This window comes from Glycomyces paridis (assembly GCF_004912155.1).
Taxonomy (GTDB): domain Bacteria; phylum Actinomycetota; class Actinomycetes; order Mycobacteriales; family Micromonosporaceae; genus Glycomyces; species Glycomyces paridis.
Genome location: NZ_STGX01000013.1, coordinates 25358 through 41809, shown reverse-complemented (window position 1 = coordinate 41809; position 16452 = coordinate 25358). Strand labels below are relative to the sequence as shown.

The window sequence follows — 16452 nt, the reverse complement described above, 5'->3', positions numbered from 1 at the left end:
GTTCGCCGACCTGGTCGAGCAGATCGTGGCCGGCGCGTTCGCCCTGCTGTACGAGGCGCATCCGCAGTTGCACGGCAACCATTACCTCAACGACCTGCGCCGGAGGATCGGCCGCTGACACGCCGCGAGGCCGCGCCCCGACGGGGCGCGGCCTCGCGTTCTGCTTGTGTCGCTTAGAGGTTCGCGGCGATGTCCGTGCGGTAGTAGCCGCCTTCGAGCTTGACGCCCTCGGTGATCGCATAGGCCTCCTGGCGGGCCTGGGCCACGGACTTGCCGGTGCCCACGCAGCCGAGGACCCGGCCGCCGGTGGCGATGAGCTGGCCCGAGGCGTCGATCGCGGTGCCCGCGTGGAGGACGCCGTCGGCGTCCGCGCCGTACAGCGGGCGGCCGGTGACGGTGTCGCCCGGGTAGCCCTCGTTCGAGACCACGACGCACACCGCCGCGCCCTCGCGCCACCACAGGGAGCCGACCGAGTCGAGCTTCCCGGTCGCGGCGGCGTGCAGGAGCCCGCCGAGCGGGGTCTCCAGGAGCGCGAGCACCGCCTGGATCTCCGGGTCGCCGAAGCGGGCGTTGAACTCGACCACCTTGAGGCCCTTGGAGGTCAGTGCCAGGCCGCAGTACAGGGTGCCGACGAACGGGATGCCGCGCCCGGCCAGCTCGGCCAGGGTCGGCTCCGCGACGCGCTCCATGACCTCGGCGACCAGGTCGTCCGGGGCCCACGGCAGCGGCGTGTAGGCGCCCATGCCGCCGGTGTTCGGGCCGGTGCCGCCGTCGCCGATGCGCTTGAAGTCCTGCGCGGGCAGCATCGCCCTCGCGGTGGTGCCGTCGCTGATGACGAACAGCGAGACCTCGGGGCCGTCGAGGTACTCCTCGATGACGACCCGTTCGCATTCGAGTGCGTGGGCCAGGGCCTGCTCGCGGTCCTCGGTGACGACGACGCCCTTGCCTGCGGCGAGGCCGTCGTCCTTGACGACGTAAGGGGCGCCGAACTCGTCGAGCGCGGCCTCTGCCTCCTCGCGGGTCTTGCAGACCCGGGCGGCGGCGGTCGGCACGCCCGCGGCGGCCATGATCTCTTTCGCGAAGGCCTTCGAGCCCTCAATTCGGGCGGCCGCGCCGCTGGGCCCGTAGACCGGAATACCCTTCGCGCGGACCGCGTCGGCGACGCCCGCGACGAGCGGCGCCTCGGGGCCGACGATGACGAGGTCGGCCGCGGCGGTCACCGCCAGCGAGGCGACGGCGGCCGGGTCGGTCTGGTTCACCGGGACGCACTCGCCCAGCGAGGCCATACCGGGGTTGCCCGGGGCGCAGATGAGCTTGGTGACGGATTCGTCCTCGGCCAGGGCCGCCGCGAGGGCGTGCTCGCGGCCGCCGGAGCCGATCAGGAGTACTCGCACCCCGCCAGTTTACGGTGCGGATACGTGCAGGTTAACCGCCACGCCGAGTGGTTCCCGGCACTCGGGACCGCCCGCGGGCGCGCGCCGCGGGCCCGGCCTCCCTCTTTCGGGTGACATGAGGCGCGCGGGACCGGGTTCTTGTCGGACCTCGGCGGCATCGTGGGCGCTACGGTCCCCAGGGTGGGTGGGGGATAGGGATGGTCTCTAACCGTGACCCACCCTTACAGGGCGGGTCGGCGCCGCCCCTACGACAGCGGTCCCAGGATTTGCCGTCGCTCGTCACCCGCCGCTGCGACCAGGGCGCTCCTGGCGGGCGCGGGCCTGACCGAACTCTCGAAGGGATGGGAGGGCGCTCCGGAGCGAGCGGGCGCAGATCACACCTCCCGCCGCCTCGCAGGTCACCGTCGGGCGCCGACCCTGCGGGCCCGGGCGCGTGTAGTGCCATGATTGGGCGCGTGACTGCCAATGTGCTCGCCGAGCGTTACGCCTCCGCCCAGATCCGCGACATCTGGGACCCCGTCGGGAAGATCAAGGCCGAGCGCCGCCTGTGGATCGCGGTCCTCAAGGCCCAGCACGAGCTCGGCGTCACCGTCCCCGAAGGCGTCGTCGACGCCTACGAACGCGTCGTCGACCAGGTCGACCTCGCCTCGATCGCGGAGCGCGAGCGCGTCACCAAGCACGACGTCAAGGCCCGCATCGAGGAGTTCTCCGACCTCGCCGGCCACCAGCACGTCCACAAGGGCATGACCAGCCGCGACCTCACCGAGAACGTCGAGCAGATGCAGGTCAGGCAGTCCCTCGAACTCGTCCGCGACCGGATCGTGTCCGCGCTCGTGCGCCTCGCCGCCCGCGCCGAGCAGTACCGCGACCTCGTCATGACCGGCCGCAGCCACAACGTCCCCGCCCAGGCCACCACCCTCGGGAAGCGCTTCGCGACCTGGGCCGAGGAGCTCCTGGCCGCCTACGACCGCATCGAGGACCTGCTGCGCCGCTACCCGCTGCGCGGCATCAAGGGCCCCGTCGGCACCGCCCAGGACATGCTCGACCTCTTCGACGGCGACACCGCCAAGCTCGCCGAACTCGAACGCCGCGTCGCCGCCCACCTCGGCTTCGAGCGCGTCTTCGACTCCGTCGGCCAGGTCTACCCGCGCTCGCTCGACTACGAGGTCGGCTCCGCGCTCGTGCAGGCCGTCGCCGCGCCCTCCTCGACCGCGCTCACCATCCGGCTCATGGCCGGCGCCGAACTCGCCACCGAGGGCTTCATGCCCGGCCAGGTCGGCTCGTCCGCCATGCCGCACAAGATGAACACCCGCTCCTCCGAGCGCGTCAACGGCCTCGCCGTCGTCGCCCGCGGGTACGCCGCGATGCTCGGCGAACTCGCCGGAGACCAGTGGAACGAGGGCGACGTGTCCTGCTCGGTGGTCCGCCGGGTCGCCCTGCCCGACCTGTTCTACGCAGTCGACGGCCTCTATGAGACCTTCCTCACCATTCTCGACAACTTCGGGGCCTACCCGGCCGTCATCGGCGCCGAACTCGACCGCTCCCTCCCCTTCCTGACCTCCACGAAGGTCCTCATGGAGGCCGTCAAGCAGGGCGCGGGCCGCGAGGACGCCCACGAGGCCATCAAGGAACACGCCGTCGCCGTCGCCCGCGCCATGCGCGAAGAGGGCTTGCGCGAGAACGACCTCTTCGACCGCCTCGCCGCCGACCCCAGGCTCCCCATGGACCGCGCCGGCCTGGATGCGCTCGTCGCGAATACGGGTGAATTCATCGGCGCCGCAGGCGATCAGGTCGACCGTGTCGCCGAAAGAGTGGCTTCGGCGGCGAAATCGCACCCTGAGGCGGCCGCTTACCGCCCCGGCGACATCCTCTGACGGGCTGTGACCTGGCACCGTCCCCGCAGCGCGGCGCTGGCCCAGGTCACGGGGCGTGAATATGCTAGGCCTGTCCCGTCCATGTGACCGACAGGAGTGCGACCGTGGCCCGTGTAGTGGTCGACGTGATGCTGAAGTCAGAAATCCTCGACCCCCAGGGCGAGGCCGTCCTGGGGGCGCTGCCCCGCCTCGGCGTAGGCGATGTGGCGTCGGTGCGCATCGGCAAGCGCGTCGAGATCGAGTTCGACGAGCACGCCCAGAACATCGAAGAACAGTCGCGGGTGATCGCCGACCAGCTCCTGGCGAACCCCGTCATCGAGAACTTCACGGTGTCGATCGAGCAGGGCTCGACCGAGACCGGCCCGGTCGGGGCCCCATGAGCGCCCGCATCGGGATCGTGACGTTCCCCGGCTCGCTCGACGACCGGGACGCCGCCCGCGCGGTGCACCTGGCCGGCGCCGAGCCGGTGGGCCTGTGGCACGACGACACCGCCCTCGCGGGCGTCGACGCCGTGTTCCTCCCCGGCGGGTTCTCCTACGGCGACGCGCTGCGCTGCGGCGCCATCGCCCGGTTCTCGCAGGTGATGGACTCGATCAAGCGCGCCGCCGGCGCCGGGATGCCCGTCGTGGGCGTCTGCAACGGCTTCCAGGTGCTGTGCGAGTCGCACCTGCTGCCCGGCGCGCTGGTCCGCAACGCCCACCTGCGCTACCGCAACCGGCCCGCGCGCCTGCGAGTGGAGACCGACCGGACCGCCTGGACCCGGCTCTACGAGCCCGGTACCGAAGTGGTCTTCCCCGCCAAGCACGGCGAGGGCCGGTACGTCGCCGACGAGGCGACCCTCGACGAACTCGAACGCACCGGCCGCGTCGTCTTCCGCTACCTCGACAATCCGAACGGGTCGATGCGCGACATCGCCGGGGTGACCAACGAGGCCGGGAACGTCGTGGGGCTCATGCCCCACCCCGAGCACGCCGTCGAGGCGCTCACCGGGCCGTCCACCGACGGCCTCGGCGTGGTCGCCTCCGTGCTGACCCACCTCAGCGAGGGAGTGAGCCGATGACACGGGACCTCAACGTCGCCGTGGACACCGTGGGTGTCGCCGACGCGACCCCCGACGAGAAGCAGCCGTGGGCCGAACTGGGCCTCAAGGACGACGAGTACCAGCGGATCCGCGAGATCCTCGGCCGCCGCCCCACCCAGTCCGAGCTCGCCATGTACTCGATCATGTGGTCCGAGCACTGCTCGTACAAGTCGAGCCGGGTGCACCTGCGCCAGTTCGGCCAGAAGAACCCCAAGACCCCGCGCCTGCTCGCGGGCATCGGGGAGAACGCGGGCGTCGTCGCCATCGACGAGAACATCGCGGTCACCTTCAAGGTCGAGTCGCACAACCACCCGTCCTTCGTGGAGCCGAAGCAGGGCGCGGCGACCGGCGTCGGCGGGATCATCCGCGACATCATCGCCATGGGCGCCCGCCCGATCGCGGTCATGGACTCGCTGCGGTTCGGCGCCATCGACCATCCCGACACCGCCCGGGTCCTCCCGGGCGTCGTCGACGGCATCGGCCACTACGGCAACTGCGTCGGACTGCCCAACATCGGCGGCGAGACCTACTTCGACCCGTCCTACCAGGGCAACCCGCTGGTCAACGCGCTCGCCGTGGGCGTCCTGCCCCGCGCGCGCCTCCAGTCCATGCAGGCCAGCGGCACCGGCAACGTCGTGATCCTCCTGGGCGCCAAGACCGGACTCGACGGCATCGGGGGCGTCTCCGTCCTCGGCAGCGCCTCCTTCTCCGAGAACGCCGAAGACGACGCGCGCCCCGCGGTGCAGGTCGGCGACCCGTTCACCGAGAAGCTCCTCATCGAGGTGTGCCTCGAACTGTTCGACGCCGGCCTCGTCGTCGGCGTCCAGGACCTCGGCGGCGCAGGCCTGACCTGCGCCCTCAGCGAGACCGCGGCGGCCGGGGACGGCGGCATGCACGTCGACCTCGAACTCGTCCCCCTGCGGGCCGAGGGCATGGAGCCGCACGACATCCTCGCCTCGGAGTCGCAGGAGCGGATGCTCCTCATCGTCGACCCCGCCAAGGCCGAAGAGGTCCTCGCCCGCTCGCACCGCTGGGGCCTCCTGGCGACCGCGATCGGCACGGTCACCGGCTCCGGCCGGCTCGTCGTCGACTTCCACGGCCAGACCGTCGTCGACGTCCCGCCGAAGTCGCTCGCCGACGAGGGCCCGGTCTACCACCGGCCCCTGGCCGAACCGAACGACCTGGGCCTCATCAGCGTCGACCGCGCCGAGACGCTCCCGCGCCCGGCCACCGACGAGGAGATCCGCCAGACCGTCCTCGACATGGCCGCGAGCCCGAACCTGTGCGACAAGTCCTGGATCACCGAGCAGTACGACTCGTCGGTCTTCGGCAACACCGTGCTCGCCACGCCGCACGACGCGGGCGTCGTCCGCCTCGACGAGCGCACCGGCGTGGGCATCGCGATCTCCCTGGACGGCAACGGCCGCTTCGCGCGGCTCGACCCGTACGTCGGCGCGCAGCTCTCGCTCGCCGAGGCGTACCGGAACGTCGCCGTCACCGGCGCCACCCCGATCGCCATCAGCGACTGCCTCAACTTCGGCTCGCCCGAGGACCCGCACGTCATGTGGCAGTTCGAGCGGGCCGTCACCGGCATCGCCGACGGAGCGCAGAAGCTCGGCATCCCGGTGACCGGCGGCAACGTGTCGTTCTACAACCAGACCGGCCGCGACGCGATCCACCCGACGCCCGTCCTCGGCGTCCTCGGCGTGATCGACGACGTCGCGCGCCGCATCCCGCTGGGGCTGGGCAAGACCGGCGACACCATCGCCCTCATCGGCACCACCCTCGACGAGCTCTCCGGCTCGGAGTGGGCGAACGTCGTGCACGGCCACCTCGGCGGGGTCCCGCCGAAGGTCGACCTCGACCACGAGATGAAACTGGCGGAGCTCCTGGCGCGCCTGGCCGGGACCGAGCAGCTCGCGGCCGCGCACGACCTCTCCGAAGGCGGGCTCGCGCAGGCCATGGTGGAGGCCATCTGCCACTCCGGCCTCGGCGCGCAGATCCTCCTGCCCGAGGGCGCCGACCCGTTCACCTACCTGTTCTCGGAGTCCTCCGGGCGCGTCCTCGTGGTGATCCCGCGCGGCCAGGAACTCGCCGTGCGCACCGCGTGCGAGCAGCGGGGCCTGCCGATCACGCCCCTGGGCGTGACCGACGCGAACACCGACGGCCTGCACCTGAGGGACCACTTCGACATCGGCCGCGCCGAACTCGAAGCGGCCTGGAAGGGCCGCATCGGCGCCCGCCTGGGCGAGTAGCCCCGGCCCGATCCGAAGCAGGACCGAGCGACACGACCGCCCCGGTGCACCGCACCGGGGCGGTTCGCGTTCTCGCCGAGCCGTTTCGGCGCACGACGAGAACGCGCCGCGCCTCTGGGTAAGGGCCCCCGGTTTCCAAAGTAGCCGGACGAACTTGAAGCCAGCCTGAAGCGGGTTTCTCCCGCAGCGGAACGCGACGGGATTTCGGGCACGACGATGACGCCTTGCGGCGCTGGGAAAGGGCCCCCGGTTTCCAAGGTAGCGGGGGGAACCTGAAGCCAGCCTGAAGCGGCGGGCGGTGGCAGAGGAGCGGGCTACTCGTCCTCGTCGAGGGGTTCGCCGTGGGGGCCCGCGAGTGGGAGGTGGTCGGTGAGGTCGGCGCGTTGGCCCGAGGCCGCGAGGCGGCCGGTGGCGGCGGCGTCCGCGAAGGACCGGCGGCCGACGGCCAGTTCGAGGAAGACCAACGGAGCGCACTCGATGACGTTCGGGGGCGTGCCGCGGCGGTGCCGGGGGCCCTCGACGCATTGCACCGCACCGTACAACGGCACCCGCACCTCCACCGTGTGACCAGGCGCTCGCTCCGCGAGCACCTCCAGGAGTGCCCGGACCGCGGCCTTGAGGGTCTCCCGGTCGGGGACCTCGCCGTTGTCGATGGCGGCGATGGCGTCGGCCACAGCGTCCACGGGGAAACCTCCGAACCACGTTAGACTGCCCGTTACGGCACGTCGCCGAACGGCGTGCCCGGACGCACCGGGCGCCCGACCGCGAACCGCGGCCGTGCGCCGCAGCGTCCGCACCCCGGTCCCGTAACCGAATTGAGACCAGGCATAGTGGCGACGACGGCCCGCTTCCGTGGGTTCGTCGTGCCTGCCCGTGGCGAAGCGCCGCGTGCGAGCGCTGGATGGCACATGCCCAGGAGGGGATGTAGATGACCGTAGCGGCCGAACCGAGCGGGACCCAGACTAACGTCCCGGGGTCCTCTCGCAGGCGAGGGGGTGGCGGGCGCGCGCGCCTGGCCGGCCTCGCCGCCGCGATCGGCGTCGCACTCGGCGTCCTCGCGTTCCCGCAGGCGGCGCTGGCGCAGGACCAGTTCGGTGCTGTGATCAACACGCAGAATCCGTGGATTGACATCGGTGGCGCACCGGTGACCATTTCCGTGTCTGTCACGGCGAACCACGCCGACCCGGCTGGCAAGGACCTGAATGTTGAAGGCGTGCTCAAGCAGCTCGACAACTTCGCGTATGTGAACGCGGTCGACGATGGCTCCAGCGGCTGCGCGGTAACGGGGGATGCCTCCTTCGGATGTGGGTTGGTTCCTTCCGGACAGACCCGCACCTTCAGCTTTACCGTCACGCCGATGACCGAATCCGACCTACCCGAAGGGGAACAGAAGGTCGGAGAGTTCAAGGTCAAATACTCGGGTGGCGCGGATCAATCCACATCCGTCACCGTCGTCGGCCACGCCTCCACCCAGACCACCTCCACGATCACCGGGACCGTCACCTCCGACGCCGAGCCCGTCGAGGGCGCCAAGGTCGTCCTCACCGACGCCGAGGGCACCGACCACGAGACGACCACCGGCTCCGACGGCACCTTCAGGTTCGAGGGCGGCGCCGGCAACCCCATCGCGCCCGGCGACCTGGTGCTCACGGTCACCAAGGAGGGCTTTGAAGAGGCCAGCCAGAACATCAGCGTCTCGGGGAACCAGACCTTCAACTCCAACATGACGCTCAAACAGGTCGCCAAGGAGGAGGAGACCACCGAGGCGGCCACGAGCGAGGCGGCCACCACCGAGGCGGCCCCGCCGAAGGAGGAGGAAGAGGAGAAGGACGGCATCTCCGGCACCCTTGTCTTCCTCATCGTCATCGGCGGCCTGCTCGTCGTCGGCGGCGTCGTCGGCATCGTGTTCCTGCTGCGCGGCGGCAAGGACGACAAGGACGACGAGGCCGAGAGCTTCACTCCTGACGGCCCGCCCGACCACAAGCCCACCGCGGCCCAGGTCGGCGCGCCCGGCGTCTACCAGGCCGGCCCCGCGCCCGGCTCCGAGGCGCCGACCATGCTCCACCCCGGCGGCCTCGTCGGCGACGGCGGCCCCGCCGCCGCGACCCAGTTCGGCCCGGCCTACGGCGGCGCCGACTCGACGCAGGTCATGCCGCAGTCCGGCTTCGGCGCCCCGCCCCCGCCGCCCGCCCCGCCGATCGGCCCGGACGGGACGACGATCCTCCCGGTCGTCAAGCAGCCCGGCGGCCCCGGCGGCGACGCGACGCAGATCATGCCGCAGGCGAACCTGAGCGGCCCGCCGCCCGCCGCGCCCCCGGCGAGCCCGTACGCCGACCCCGGCGCCACTCGCCCGCACCCGGGCCCCTCGGCGCCGCAGCACCCGTACTCCGACCCCGGCGCGACCCGGCCCCACCCAGGGCCGAGCCCGTACGGCGCCGACCCGGCCGGCACGCGGCCGCACCCCGCGCCGACCCCGCCGCCGGCGACCGGCTCGATGTTCGACCCGCACAACCCGGCGAACGCGCCCGGCGGGCCCTCCGAGCCGCGCTACGGCGCGCACGGCGGCCAGCCCAGCGCGCCCCAGTACGGCCCCGGCTCGCAGAGCTACAGCCCACAGGGCGGCCAGCCCGCGAGCGGCTTCGGCTCGCACTCGGCGCCTCCCGCGCCGCAGGGCGACCCGTACCCGAGCCAGTCGATGCGCCGCGACCCGTACGCGCCGCCCGAGCAGCCCGCGCCGCCGCCCACCGGCGAGTTCGGGGCGACCCGCGCCATGCCGCAGTACGGCGACCAGTCCCAGCCCCCGGCCGCCCCCTACGGGAGCGAGCCGAACCGCGAGGGCGAGGACCCCGACTCCAAGCGCACCGACCGCCGCGGCTGGGGCGAATGGGACGATCGACCCCGCTCCTGGTAGCGGCGGGACGCGCATGACGCCGCGACGGGCCCCGGCCCGTCGCGGCGTCGCGTTTCCGGGGGCGGTACGGCCCACACCCGCGGTTTTGGCGGGTGGCGACTTCCCGCAGGTCCGATAGACTGTGCATGGCGGTTCCGACGAATCGGCCCCGGAGCGACCGCTCGCTGCGAGGCACCGCCACCCGTGGCTCGGTCGAGCCGCGACCCAGTCCAGCCAACCGAGGAGTTGCAGTGGCCCGAGGTGACGGTCGACTCACCACGGAACTCGATCCCGACAACCCTGGTCCTCGCGACGCCTGCGGCGTCGTCGGCATCTGGGCCCCTGGGGAAGAGGTCTCGAAACTCACCTACTTCGGGCTCTACGCGTTGCAGCACCGCGGTCAGGAGGCCGCCGGGATCGCCGTCTCGGACGGCGCGCGCACCGTCGTCTACAAGGACCTCGGCCTGGTCGCGCAGGTCTTCGACGAGTCCACGCTCGCGCCCCTCCAAGGGCACCTGGCCATCGGCCACGCCCGCTACTCCACCACCGGCGCCCCCACCTGGGAGAACTCTCAGCCCACCATCAGGTCCACCACCACGGGCACGGCGATCGCCTTGGCCCACAACGGGAACCTGGTGAACACGGCCGACCTCCTCAAGGAGGTCGACCGCCTCGGCATCGACATGGGCGCCACCACCTCCGACACGCACCTGGTGACCGCGCTCCTCGCGGCGCGCCCCGACGAGTCCGTCGAGGCCGCCGCCGTGCGCGTCCTCCCGCAGCTGCGCGGCGCGTTCTGCCTGGTGTTCATGGACGAGAACACGCTGTACGCCGCCCGCGACCCGCAGGGCGTGCACCCGCTCGTCCTCGGCCGCCTCGCCTCCGGGTGGGCCGTGGCCTCCGAGACCGCCGCCCTCGACACCATCGGCGCCACCTTCGTGCGCGAGGTCGAGCCCGGCGAGCTGCTCACCATCGACGAGCACGGCCTGCGCTCGACGCGCTTCGCGAACCCCGAGCCCAAGGGCTGCCTGTTCGAGTACGTGTACCTCGCCCGCCCCGACACGAAGCTGGCCGGGCGCAACGTCTACGCCACCCGCGTCGAAGTCGGCCGCACCCTCGCCCGCGAGCACCCCGTGGAGGCCGACCTCGTCATCGGCGTCCCCGAATCCGGCATCCCGGCCGCGATCGGCTACGCCGAGGAGTCGGGCATCCCCTACGGGCAGGGCTTCACCAAGAACCAGTACGTGGGCCGCACCTTCATCCAGCCCTCGCAGTCGCTGCGCCAGCTCGGCATCCGCCTCAAGCTCAACCCCCTGGTCGACCAGATCAAGGGCAAGCGCCTGGTCATCGTCGACGACACGATCGTGCGCGGCAACACCCAGCGCGCGCTCGTGCGGATGCTGCGCGAGGCCGGGGCCGTCGAGGTCCACATCCGCATCTCCGCGCCGCCCGTCGAGTGGCCCTGCTTCTACGGCATCGACTTCGCCACCAGGGCCGAGCTCATCGCCGGCTCCCTCGACGTGGACGGCATCCGCGCCCAGATCGGCGCCGACTCGCTCGGCTACGTCTCGATGGACGGCCTCGTGCGCGCCACCGAGCAGCCCGCCTCGCGCCTGTGCATGGCCTGCTTCGACGGGAAGTACCCGATCGAGCTGCCAGCCGCCGACCTCATCGGCAAGCACCTCATGGAGCCCCGCCCCGAACCCCGCCCCGAACCCCAGTCAGCGCGAACCACCGAAGCGAGCACGTCAGTGCGGGAAGGGACCACAGCGTGAGCAGCGGCTCCACCACTCAGAGGACCATCTCCTACCAGTCCGCCGGCGTCGACATCGAGGCCGGCGACCGGGCGGTCGAGGCGCTCAAGCACTCGGTCCGCAAGACCACCCGGCCCGAGGTCGTCGGCGGCATCGGCGGCTTCGCCGGCCTGTTCGCCCTCGACACCGAGAAGTACAAGAAGCCGCTGCTGGCCTCCTCCACCGACGGCGTCGGCACCAAGCTAGTCATCGCCCAGAAGCTCGGCATCCACGACACCGTGGGCATCGACCTGGTCGCGATGGTCGTCGACGACCTCGTCGTCTGCGGCGCCGAGCCGCTGTTCCTCCTCGACTACGTCGCCACCGGGCAGGTCGTGCCCGAGAAGATCGCCGAGATCGTCGGCGGCATCGCCGACGGCTGCCGCCTCGCCGGCTGCTCGCTCATCGGCGGCGAGATCGCCGAGCACCCCGGCGTCATGAAGGCCGACGATTACGACATCTCCGCCACCGGCGTGGGCGTCGTGGAGGCCGACGAGCTGCTCGGCCCCGAGCGGGTCAAGCCCGGCGACGTCGCCATCGCCATGCGCGCCTCCGGCGTCCACTCCAACGGCTTCTCGCTCGTGCGCGAGGCGCTGTTCAACGTCGGCGACATGGAGCTGGACACGGTCATCCCCGAGTTCGCCAGCGCCGACTTCCCGCAGAAGACCCTGGGCCAGGAGCTGCTGACCCCGACGCACATCTATGCGAAGGACTGCCTGGAGCTGGCGAAGGAGTGCGACGTGCACGCGTTCGCGCACATCACCGGCGGCGGGATCGCGGGGAACCTGGTGCGGTCGCTGCCCGAGGGCCTCCAGATCGAGGTCGACCGCGGCACCTGGACGCCGAACCCGGTGTTCGACGTGGTGCAGCGCGTGGGCGGGATCGGCCGCGAGGAGATGGAGCGGACGTTCAACATGGGGATCGGCATGGTCGCGATCGTCGCGCCCGACCAGGTGGACCGGTCGCTGGCGGTGCTCACGGCCCGCCACGTGGAGTCGTGGACGATCGGCGAGGTCGTCGAGGGCGACGCGGGTGTGCGCCTCAGCGGGGAGTACGCGTCGGCTGGCTAGGTATGTCCGGATCGTCGTCGGGACCCGCATCCGCTTCGGATGCGGGTTCTGTCGTCTCCAGGGCTTCGCGGTGCTGTTTGGCCTTGGTGCTCAGCCACAGCCAGATGAGGCCGAGGGTCGGGAGGACGGCGGCGGAGATGAGGGCGGGGACGAGGTGGAGGGTCGGGGTGATCATGACGCCGACGATGAGCAGGGTCGATATGAGGATGGTGCGGCGTGTCGCGGGGTCGAAGACCTTGAGGGGGCCGAGGGGTATGCGGTGCCAGGCGACGCGTTTGGCGCTGCGGATGATGATGAGGCCGAGCAGGAAGCCGGCGGGTTCGTCGGAGAGCCAGTGCTGGCCGAGGAAGACCTGGGAGCACATGACGATGACCGGGGGGGCCAGGAGGAGGGTCCAGCGGGCCCAGACGGGGATGACGCCGCCGATGAGCATGACGATGAGGCCGAAGAGCAGGATCGAGTTGACGGCGTGCCCGGAGGGGAAGGCGGTGGCGTCGGGGATGTTGGGGCCGCCGCCTTCGGGGTGGTAGGTGAAGAGGAGGGGGCCTTCGGGGGAGACCTTCTCGAGGGCGAAGGGGTGCTGGGAGAGGGGTCGGCCGAGGAGGTGCTTCATGCCCAGGATGCTGGCGAGGGTGATGAAGGAGATGACGTACATGAGGAGGGGGCGGATGGAGCGGGAGCGGAGGGCGCACCAGATGGCGATGAAGAGGGTGACGGTGGCGACGGTGCGGGCCTGGCCGAGTTCGGCGCCGGCCTTGGCGAGGTCGCGGAGCCAGGTGACGTCGTTGGCGTCGACGGACCAGACGCGCACGGTCCAGTCGAGGCGGACGAGCCAGGAGGGGTAGCTCACCAGGAAGGCGAGGGTGAGGAAGCCGAGGAACATGAGGAGGTCGGGCCACCAGCTCTTCGGGCGCTTGGCGAAGGGCTCCCAGTCGAACCAGCCCACGGGTATGTACCGGCGCAGCGGGGTGATGATCTGGCCGACCACCGCGTTGTCACCGACGGTGACGCCGCGGTCGGTGATGCCGGCGCTCCTGCGCGCGGTCGCAGGCCGACTCGATTCAGAAGGCATAGATGGATGTTCGCCGGTGAAAGTGAATTTTCATGCCGCCACACCCGAACTGGACCGAATTTGTTATCAGGCCGGTATATATGGTGTGGTTTGCGACGCAACCCGAATGAGCTGCTCCGATACTCCGCGATTCTGGTCACGTTCCAACGTGGTCCGTTCGCGGCTGCCATCCGCTCCATCGACTGTAACCGGTCTCACGGCGGGTTGGGGGGCGCGGTGGGTGCGGGCGCGATGGTTGCGGGTGCGGCTCGGTGTGCCGGGTGGGGCGGTCCTGGCGGCTGCGGCGGCCGATCCTGTGTGGAACCATCTGGGCACAAGGGACGAAATAGCATCAGATTTTTCTATATAGAAACTTTACAATCAATTAATCTGGCCCTAGGCTGAGGCGGTGGTCACACCACAGTTCTCATCTCACCTTTCGCATGACCTGCGAGAAAGGCCAGCACATGAGTCCTCGAAGGAGCATCGCCGCCGTATCGGCCGCGGTGCTGACCGGAGGCGTGGCGCTCATCCTCGGCGCCCAGGCCTCCGCTCAAGAACCCGACCCCCTCACCTCGACCGACATCGACCCCGCCGTCCTCGACGCGATGGAGCGCGACCTGGGCCTCACCACCGATGAGGCGCTCCTGCGCCTCGCCGCCGAAGACGCCGCCCTCGGCGTCGAGCGCACCGCCGCCGCGTCCCTCGGCGACGAGTACGCCGGCACCTGGATCGGCGATGACGGCATCGTCGTCGCCGCCACCGCCCCGTTCGCCTCGACCCTCGACGCCGCCGGCTACGAACCGGTCCTCGTCGAGCACTCCCTCGCCGAACTCGACACCTACGCGGCCGACGTGGCCGCCGCCGTCAACCGCCTCGGCGCCGACGACGTCTACAGCTGGTACGTCGACCTCCCCGCCAACGCCGTCGCCATCGTCGCGGGCAGTGCCGAAGCGGCCCAACGCGTCGCGGACGAGGCGGGCCTGGACGCCGGGGTCTGGGACCTCTCGGTCGAGGCCGAGGCCCCGACCGCCTACCAGGGCTCGATCCGCGGCGGCGACGCCTACAACATCGGCGGCCAGTCCCGCTGCTCCGTCGGCTTCTCGGCCACCCACCCCACCTCCGGGGCGGGCTTCGTGACCGCCGGGCACTGCGACATCGGCTCGGGCCAGATCACCGGCGGCACCGGGGCGGGCGGCCAGTTCCGCCTCTCCCAGTTCCCCGGCGAGGACTGGGCGTTCGTCCAGGCCGGCTCCGGCTGGCAGACCTCTCCCAACGTCAACCGCTACGACGGCACCAACGTCCAGGTCGCCAACGGCAACGAGGCCGTCGTCGGCGCCTCGGTGTGCCGCTCCGGCTCCACCACCGGCTGGTACTGCGGCGTCATCGAGGCCAAGGGCGTGGGCATCTCCTACCCCGAGGGCTCACTGTCGGGCATGACCCGCACGACCGTGTGCGCCGAACCGGGCGACTCGGGCGGCTCCTACATCTCCGGGAACTCCGCCCAGGGCATCACCTCCGGCGGCGCGGGCGACTGCCCGAGCGGCTGGACCGTGTTCGAGCCGCTCAACCGGGCGCTCCAGCGCACGGGCGCGACGCTGACCACCACGGGCGGCACGCAGCCGGGCTTCAACCTGACCGTCGCCCCGACCACGGCCACCGTCCAGCCCGGGCAGTCGACCACGGTCACGGTCGCCACGCAGACCACCTCGGGCGGCTCGCAGACGGTGAACCTGTCGGTGAGCGGCGCGCCCACGGGAGTGCAGGCGTCGGTGAGCCCGACGCAGGTCTCCTCGGGGAGCTCGGCGACCCTGTCCGTCAACGTCGCGGCCACCGCGACCGAGGGCACCTACACGCTCACGGTCACCGGCCAGGGCTCGGTCACCAGGACGGCCACCTTCACGCTCGTCGTCGGCGACGGCGGGGGCGGCGGCGAGACCACATGGCGCTCCGGCGTCGCCTACACCGCCGGCGCACAGGTCGTCTACAACGGCACCGGCTACCGGTGCGTCATCCCGCACACCTCCCAGGCCGACTGGACGCCGGACGTGACGCCGGCCCTGTGGGCCAGGAGCTGACCCGCCGGTAGATCCGGCACGGGGCCGAGGCGTCCGGCACGCCTCGGCTCCCCTCGTCGGCCCGACCGCGAGGGAGGCGGGGTCCGGTATCGTCGGAGTCGACCGAGCTCCGACCGGAACCCGCGCCGCAGCGACGCCGCCCGGCTCCCGACCTCCCCGAAGGGACGACCGCGGTGCAGTGGACCGACCTCATCGGACTCCTTGCGGCCCTGCTCATCTCCGTCGTCACCGCGCCCGCGGGCGTCTCCGGCGCGGTGTTCCTCCTCCCGGTCCAGCTCAGCGTCCTCCACGTCCCGAACCCGGCGGTCACCCCGACCAACCTGCTGTTCAACGTGATCGCCGGCCCCGGCGCGCTCCTGCGCTACCGGCGGCGGCGCCCGCTGCGCTCCCCGCTGGCGACGGTCATGATCCTGGGCACCTGCCCCGGCGTCGTCGCCGGCGCCCTCGCCCGCGTCTACCTCGTCGCCGACCCCGACGTCTTCCGCCTGTGCGCGGCGATGATCCTGGGCCCCTTGGGAGTCTGGTTGCTACTGCCCCGCCGGGAGCGCGCCGCGCCCGCCCGCGACCTGCGGCGCCGCACGGTGCTCCTCCTAGCGCTCGGCGCCGGGTTCGTCGGCGGCGTCTACGGCATCGGCGGCGGCTCCCTCCTCGGCCCGATCCTCGTCGGCGCGGGCATGTCGGTGGTCCTCGTGGCGCCCGCCACGCTCCTGTCGACCTTCGTGACCTCCCTCGTCGGCTGCCTGACGTACGCCGCGCTCAGCCTCACCGCGCCCGGCAGCGTCGCCCCGGACTGGTCCCTCGGCATCGCCTGCGGCATCGGCGGACTCGTCGGCGGCCACCTCGGCGCCGCGATCCAGCCGCGCCTGCCCGAGCGCCTGCTCCGCGCCCTCCTCGGGGCCCTCGCCGCCGGGCTCGCCTGCCTCTACCTCGCGCAGGGCCTCTCCTGATCCCGGATCGTGGAATCGC

The 16452-nt window shown here is 71.7% G+C and carries 12 protein-coding genes; 9 read left to right on the top strand and 3 right to left on the bottom strand.

Annotation, left to right across the window (positions count from 1 at the left end; genetic code table 11):
* Window positions 1–173: 173 nt before the first annotated feature.
* Complete coding sequence (gene purD, locus E9998_RS17070; RefSeq protein WP_136530904.1) at window positions 174–1394, bottom strand: phosphoribosylamine--glycine ligase; 1221 nt, start codon at window positions 1392–1394, stop codon at window positions 174–176.
* A gap of 455 nt (window positions 1395–1849) precedes the next feature.
* Between purD and purB the strand changes: the two genes are divergently transcribed.
* The 4 genes from purB (at window position 1850) to purL (ending at window position 6604) form a co-directional block, all read left to right on the top strand.
* Window positions 1850–3268 carry an adenylosuccinate lyase gene (gene purB / locus E9998_RS17065; RefSeq protein WP_240037655.1) on the top strand — a complete coding sequence of 473 codons (1419 nt, stop codon included), beginning with the start codon at window positions 1850–1852 and terminating at the stop codon, window positions 3266–3268.
* Window positions 3269–3372: 104 nt separating this feature from the next.
* Complete coding sequence (gene purS / locus E9998_RS17060) at window positions 3373–3648, top strand: phosphoribosylformylglycinamidine synthase subunit PurS (protein WP_136530902.1); 276 nt, start codon at window positions 3373–3375, stop codon at window positions 3646–3648.
* Window positions 3645–4328 (top strand): phosphoribosylformylglycinamidine synthase subunit PurQ, encoded by a 684-nt coding sequence (gene purQ, locus E9998_RS17055; RefSeq protein ID WP_136530901.1) that lies wholly within the window; start codon window positions 3645–3647, stop codon window positions 4326–4328. The genes purS and purQ overlap by 4 nt, the downstream gene beginning before the upstream one ends.
* Window positions 4325–6604 carry a phosphoribosylformylglycinamidine synthase subunit PurL gene (gene purL, locus E9998_RS17050; RefSeq protein ID WP_136530900.1) on the top strand — a complete coding sequence of 760 codons (2280 nt, stop codon included), beginning with the start codon at window positions 4325–4327 and terminating at the stop codon, window positions 6602–6604. The genes purQ and purL overlap by 4 nt, the downstream gene beginning before the upstream one ends.
* A 314-nt stretch (window positions 6605–6918) precedes the next feature.
* Here purL and E9998_RS17045 read toward each other — a convergent pair whose 3' ends face one another.
* Window positions 6919–7278, bottom strand: coding sequence for a sterol carrier family protein (locus E9998_RS17045; protein WP_136531033.1), 360 nt, complete (start codon window positions 7276–7278; stop codon window positions 6919–6921).
* Window positions 7279–7961: 683 nt separating this feature from the next.
* Here E9998_RS17045 and E9998_RS17040 point away from each other — a divergent pair.
* The 3 genes from E9998_RS17040 (at window position 7962) to purM (ending at window position 12357) form a co-directional block, all read left to right on the top strand.
* The gene (locus tag E9998_RS17040) at window positions 7962–9515 is read left to right on the top strand and encodes a carboxypeptidase-like regulatory domain-containing protein (protein WP_158299854.1); all 1554 of its coding nucleotides are present in this window, start codon (window positions 7962–7964) and stop codon (window positions 9513–9515) included.
* Window positions 9516–9745: 230 nt separating this feature from the next.
* Window positions 9746–11269: an amidophosphoribosyltransferase gene (gene purF / locus E9998_RS17035; RefSeq protein WP_136530898.1), complete on the top strand. Its 1524-nt coding sequence runs from the start codon at window positions 9746–9748 to the stop codon at window positions 11267–11269.
* On the top strand, window positions 11266–12357 hold the full coding sequence (purM, locus tag E9998_RS17030; protein ID WP_136530897.1) for a phosphoribosylformylglycinamidine cyclo-ligase: 1092 nt from the start codon (window positions 11266–11268) through the stop codon (window positions 12355–12357). Before purF ends, purM begins: the two co-directional genes overlap by 4 nt.
* Here the strand turns inward: purM and E9998_RS17025 are convergent.
* Window positions 12329–13429 (bottom strand): phosphatase PAP2 family protein, encoded by a 1101-nt coding sequence (locus tag E9998_RS17025; RefSeq protein ID WP_136530896.1) that lies wholly within the window; start codon window positions 13427–13429, stop codon window positions 12329–12331. The genes purM and E9998_RS17025 overlap by 29 nt on opposite strands.
* Before the next feature lie 446 nt (window positions 13430–13875).
* Between E9998_RS17025 and E9998_RS17020 the strand changes: the two genes are divergently transcribed.
* The gene (locus tag E9998_RS17020) at window positions 13876–15486 is read left to right on the top strand and encodes a carbohydrate-binding protein (protein WP_158299853.1); all 1611 of its coding nucleotides are present in this window, start codon (window positions 13876–13878) and stop codon (window positions 15484–15486) included.
* 173 nt (window positions 15487–15659) lie between these two features.
* Window positions 15660–16433, top strand: coding sequence for a sulfite exporter TauE/SafE family protein (locus E9998_RS17015; protein ID WP_136530894.1), 774 nt, complete (start codon window positions 15660–15662; stop codon window positions 16431–16433).
* The last annotated feature ends 19 nt before the right edge of the window (window positions 16434–16452 follow it).

Coding starts and splice junctions, on each gene's coding strand:
- purL (WP_136530900.1), top strand. CDS start 4,325: ATGACACGGGACCTCAACGTCGCCGTGGACACCGTGGGTGTCGCCGAC.
- E9998_RS17025 (WP_136530896.1), bottom strand. CDS start 13,429: ATGCCTTCTGAATCGAGTCGGCCTGCGACCGCGCGCAGGAGCGCCGGC.
- purQ (WP_136530901.1), top strand. CDS start 3,645: ATGAGCGCCCGCATCGGGATCGTGACGTTCCCCGGCTCGCTCGACGAC.
- E9998_RS17020 (WP_158299853.1), top strand. CDS start 13,876: ATGAGTCCTCGAAGGAGCATCGCCGCCGTATCGGCCGCGGTGCTGACC.
- E9998_RS17040 (WP_158299854.1), top strand. CDS start 7,962: ATGACCGAATCCGACCTACCCGAAGGGGAACAGAAGGTCGGAGAGTTC.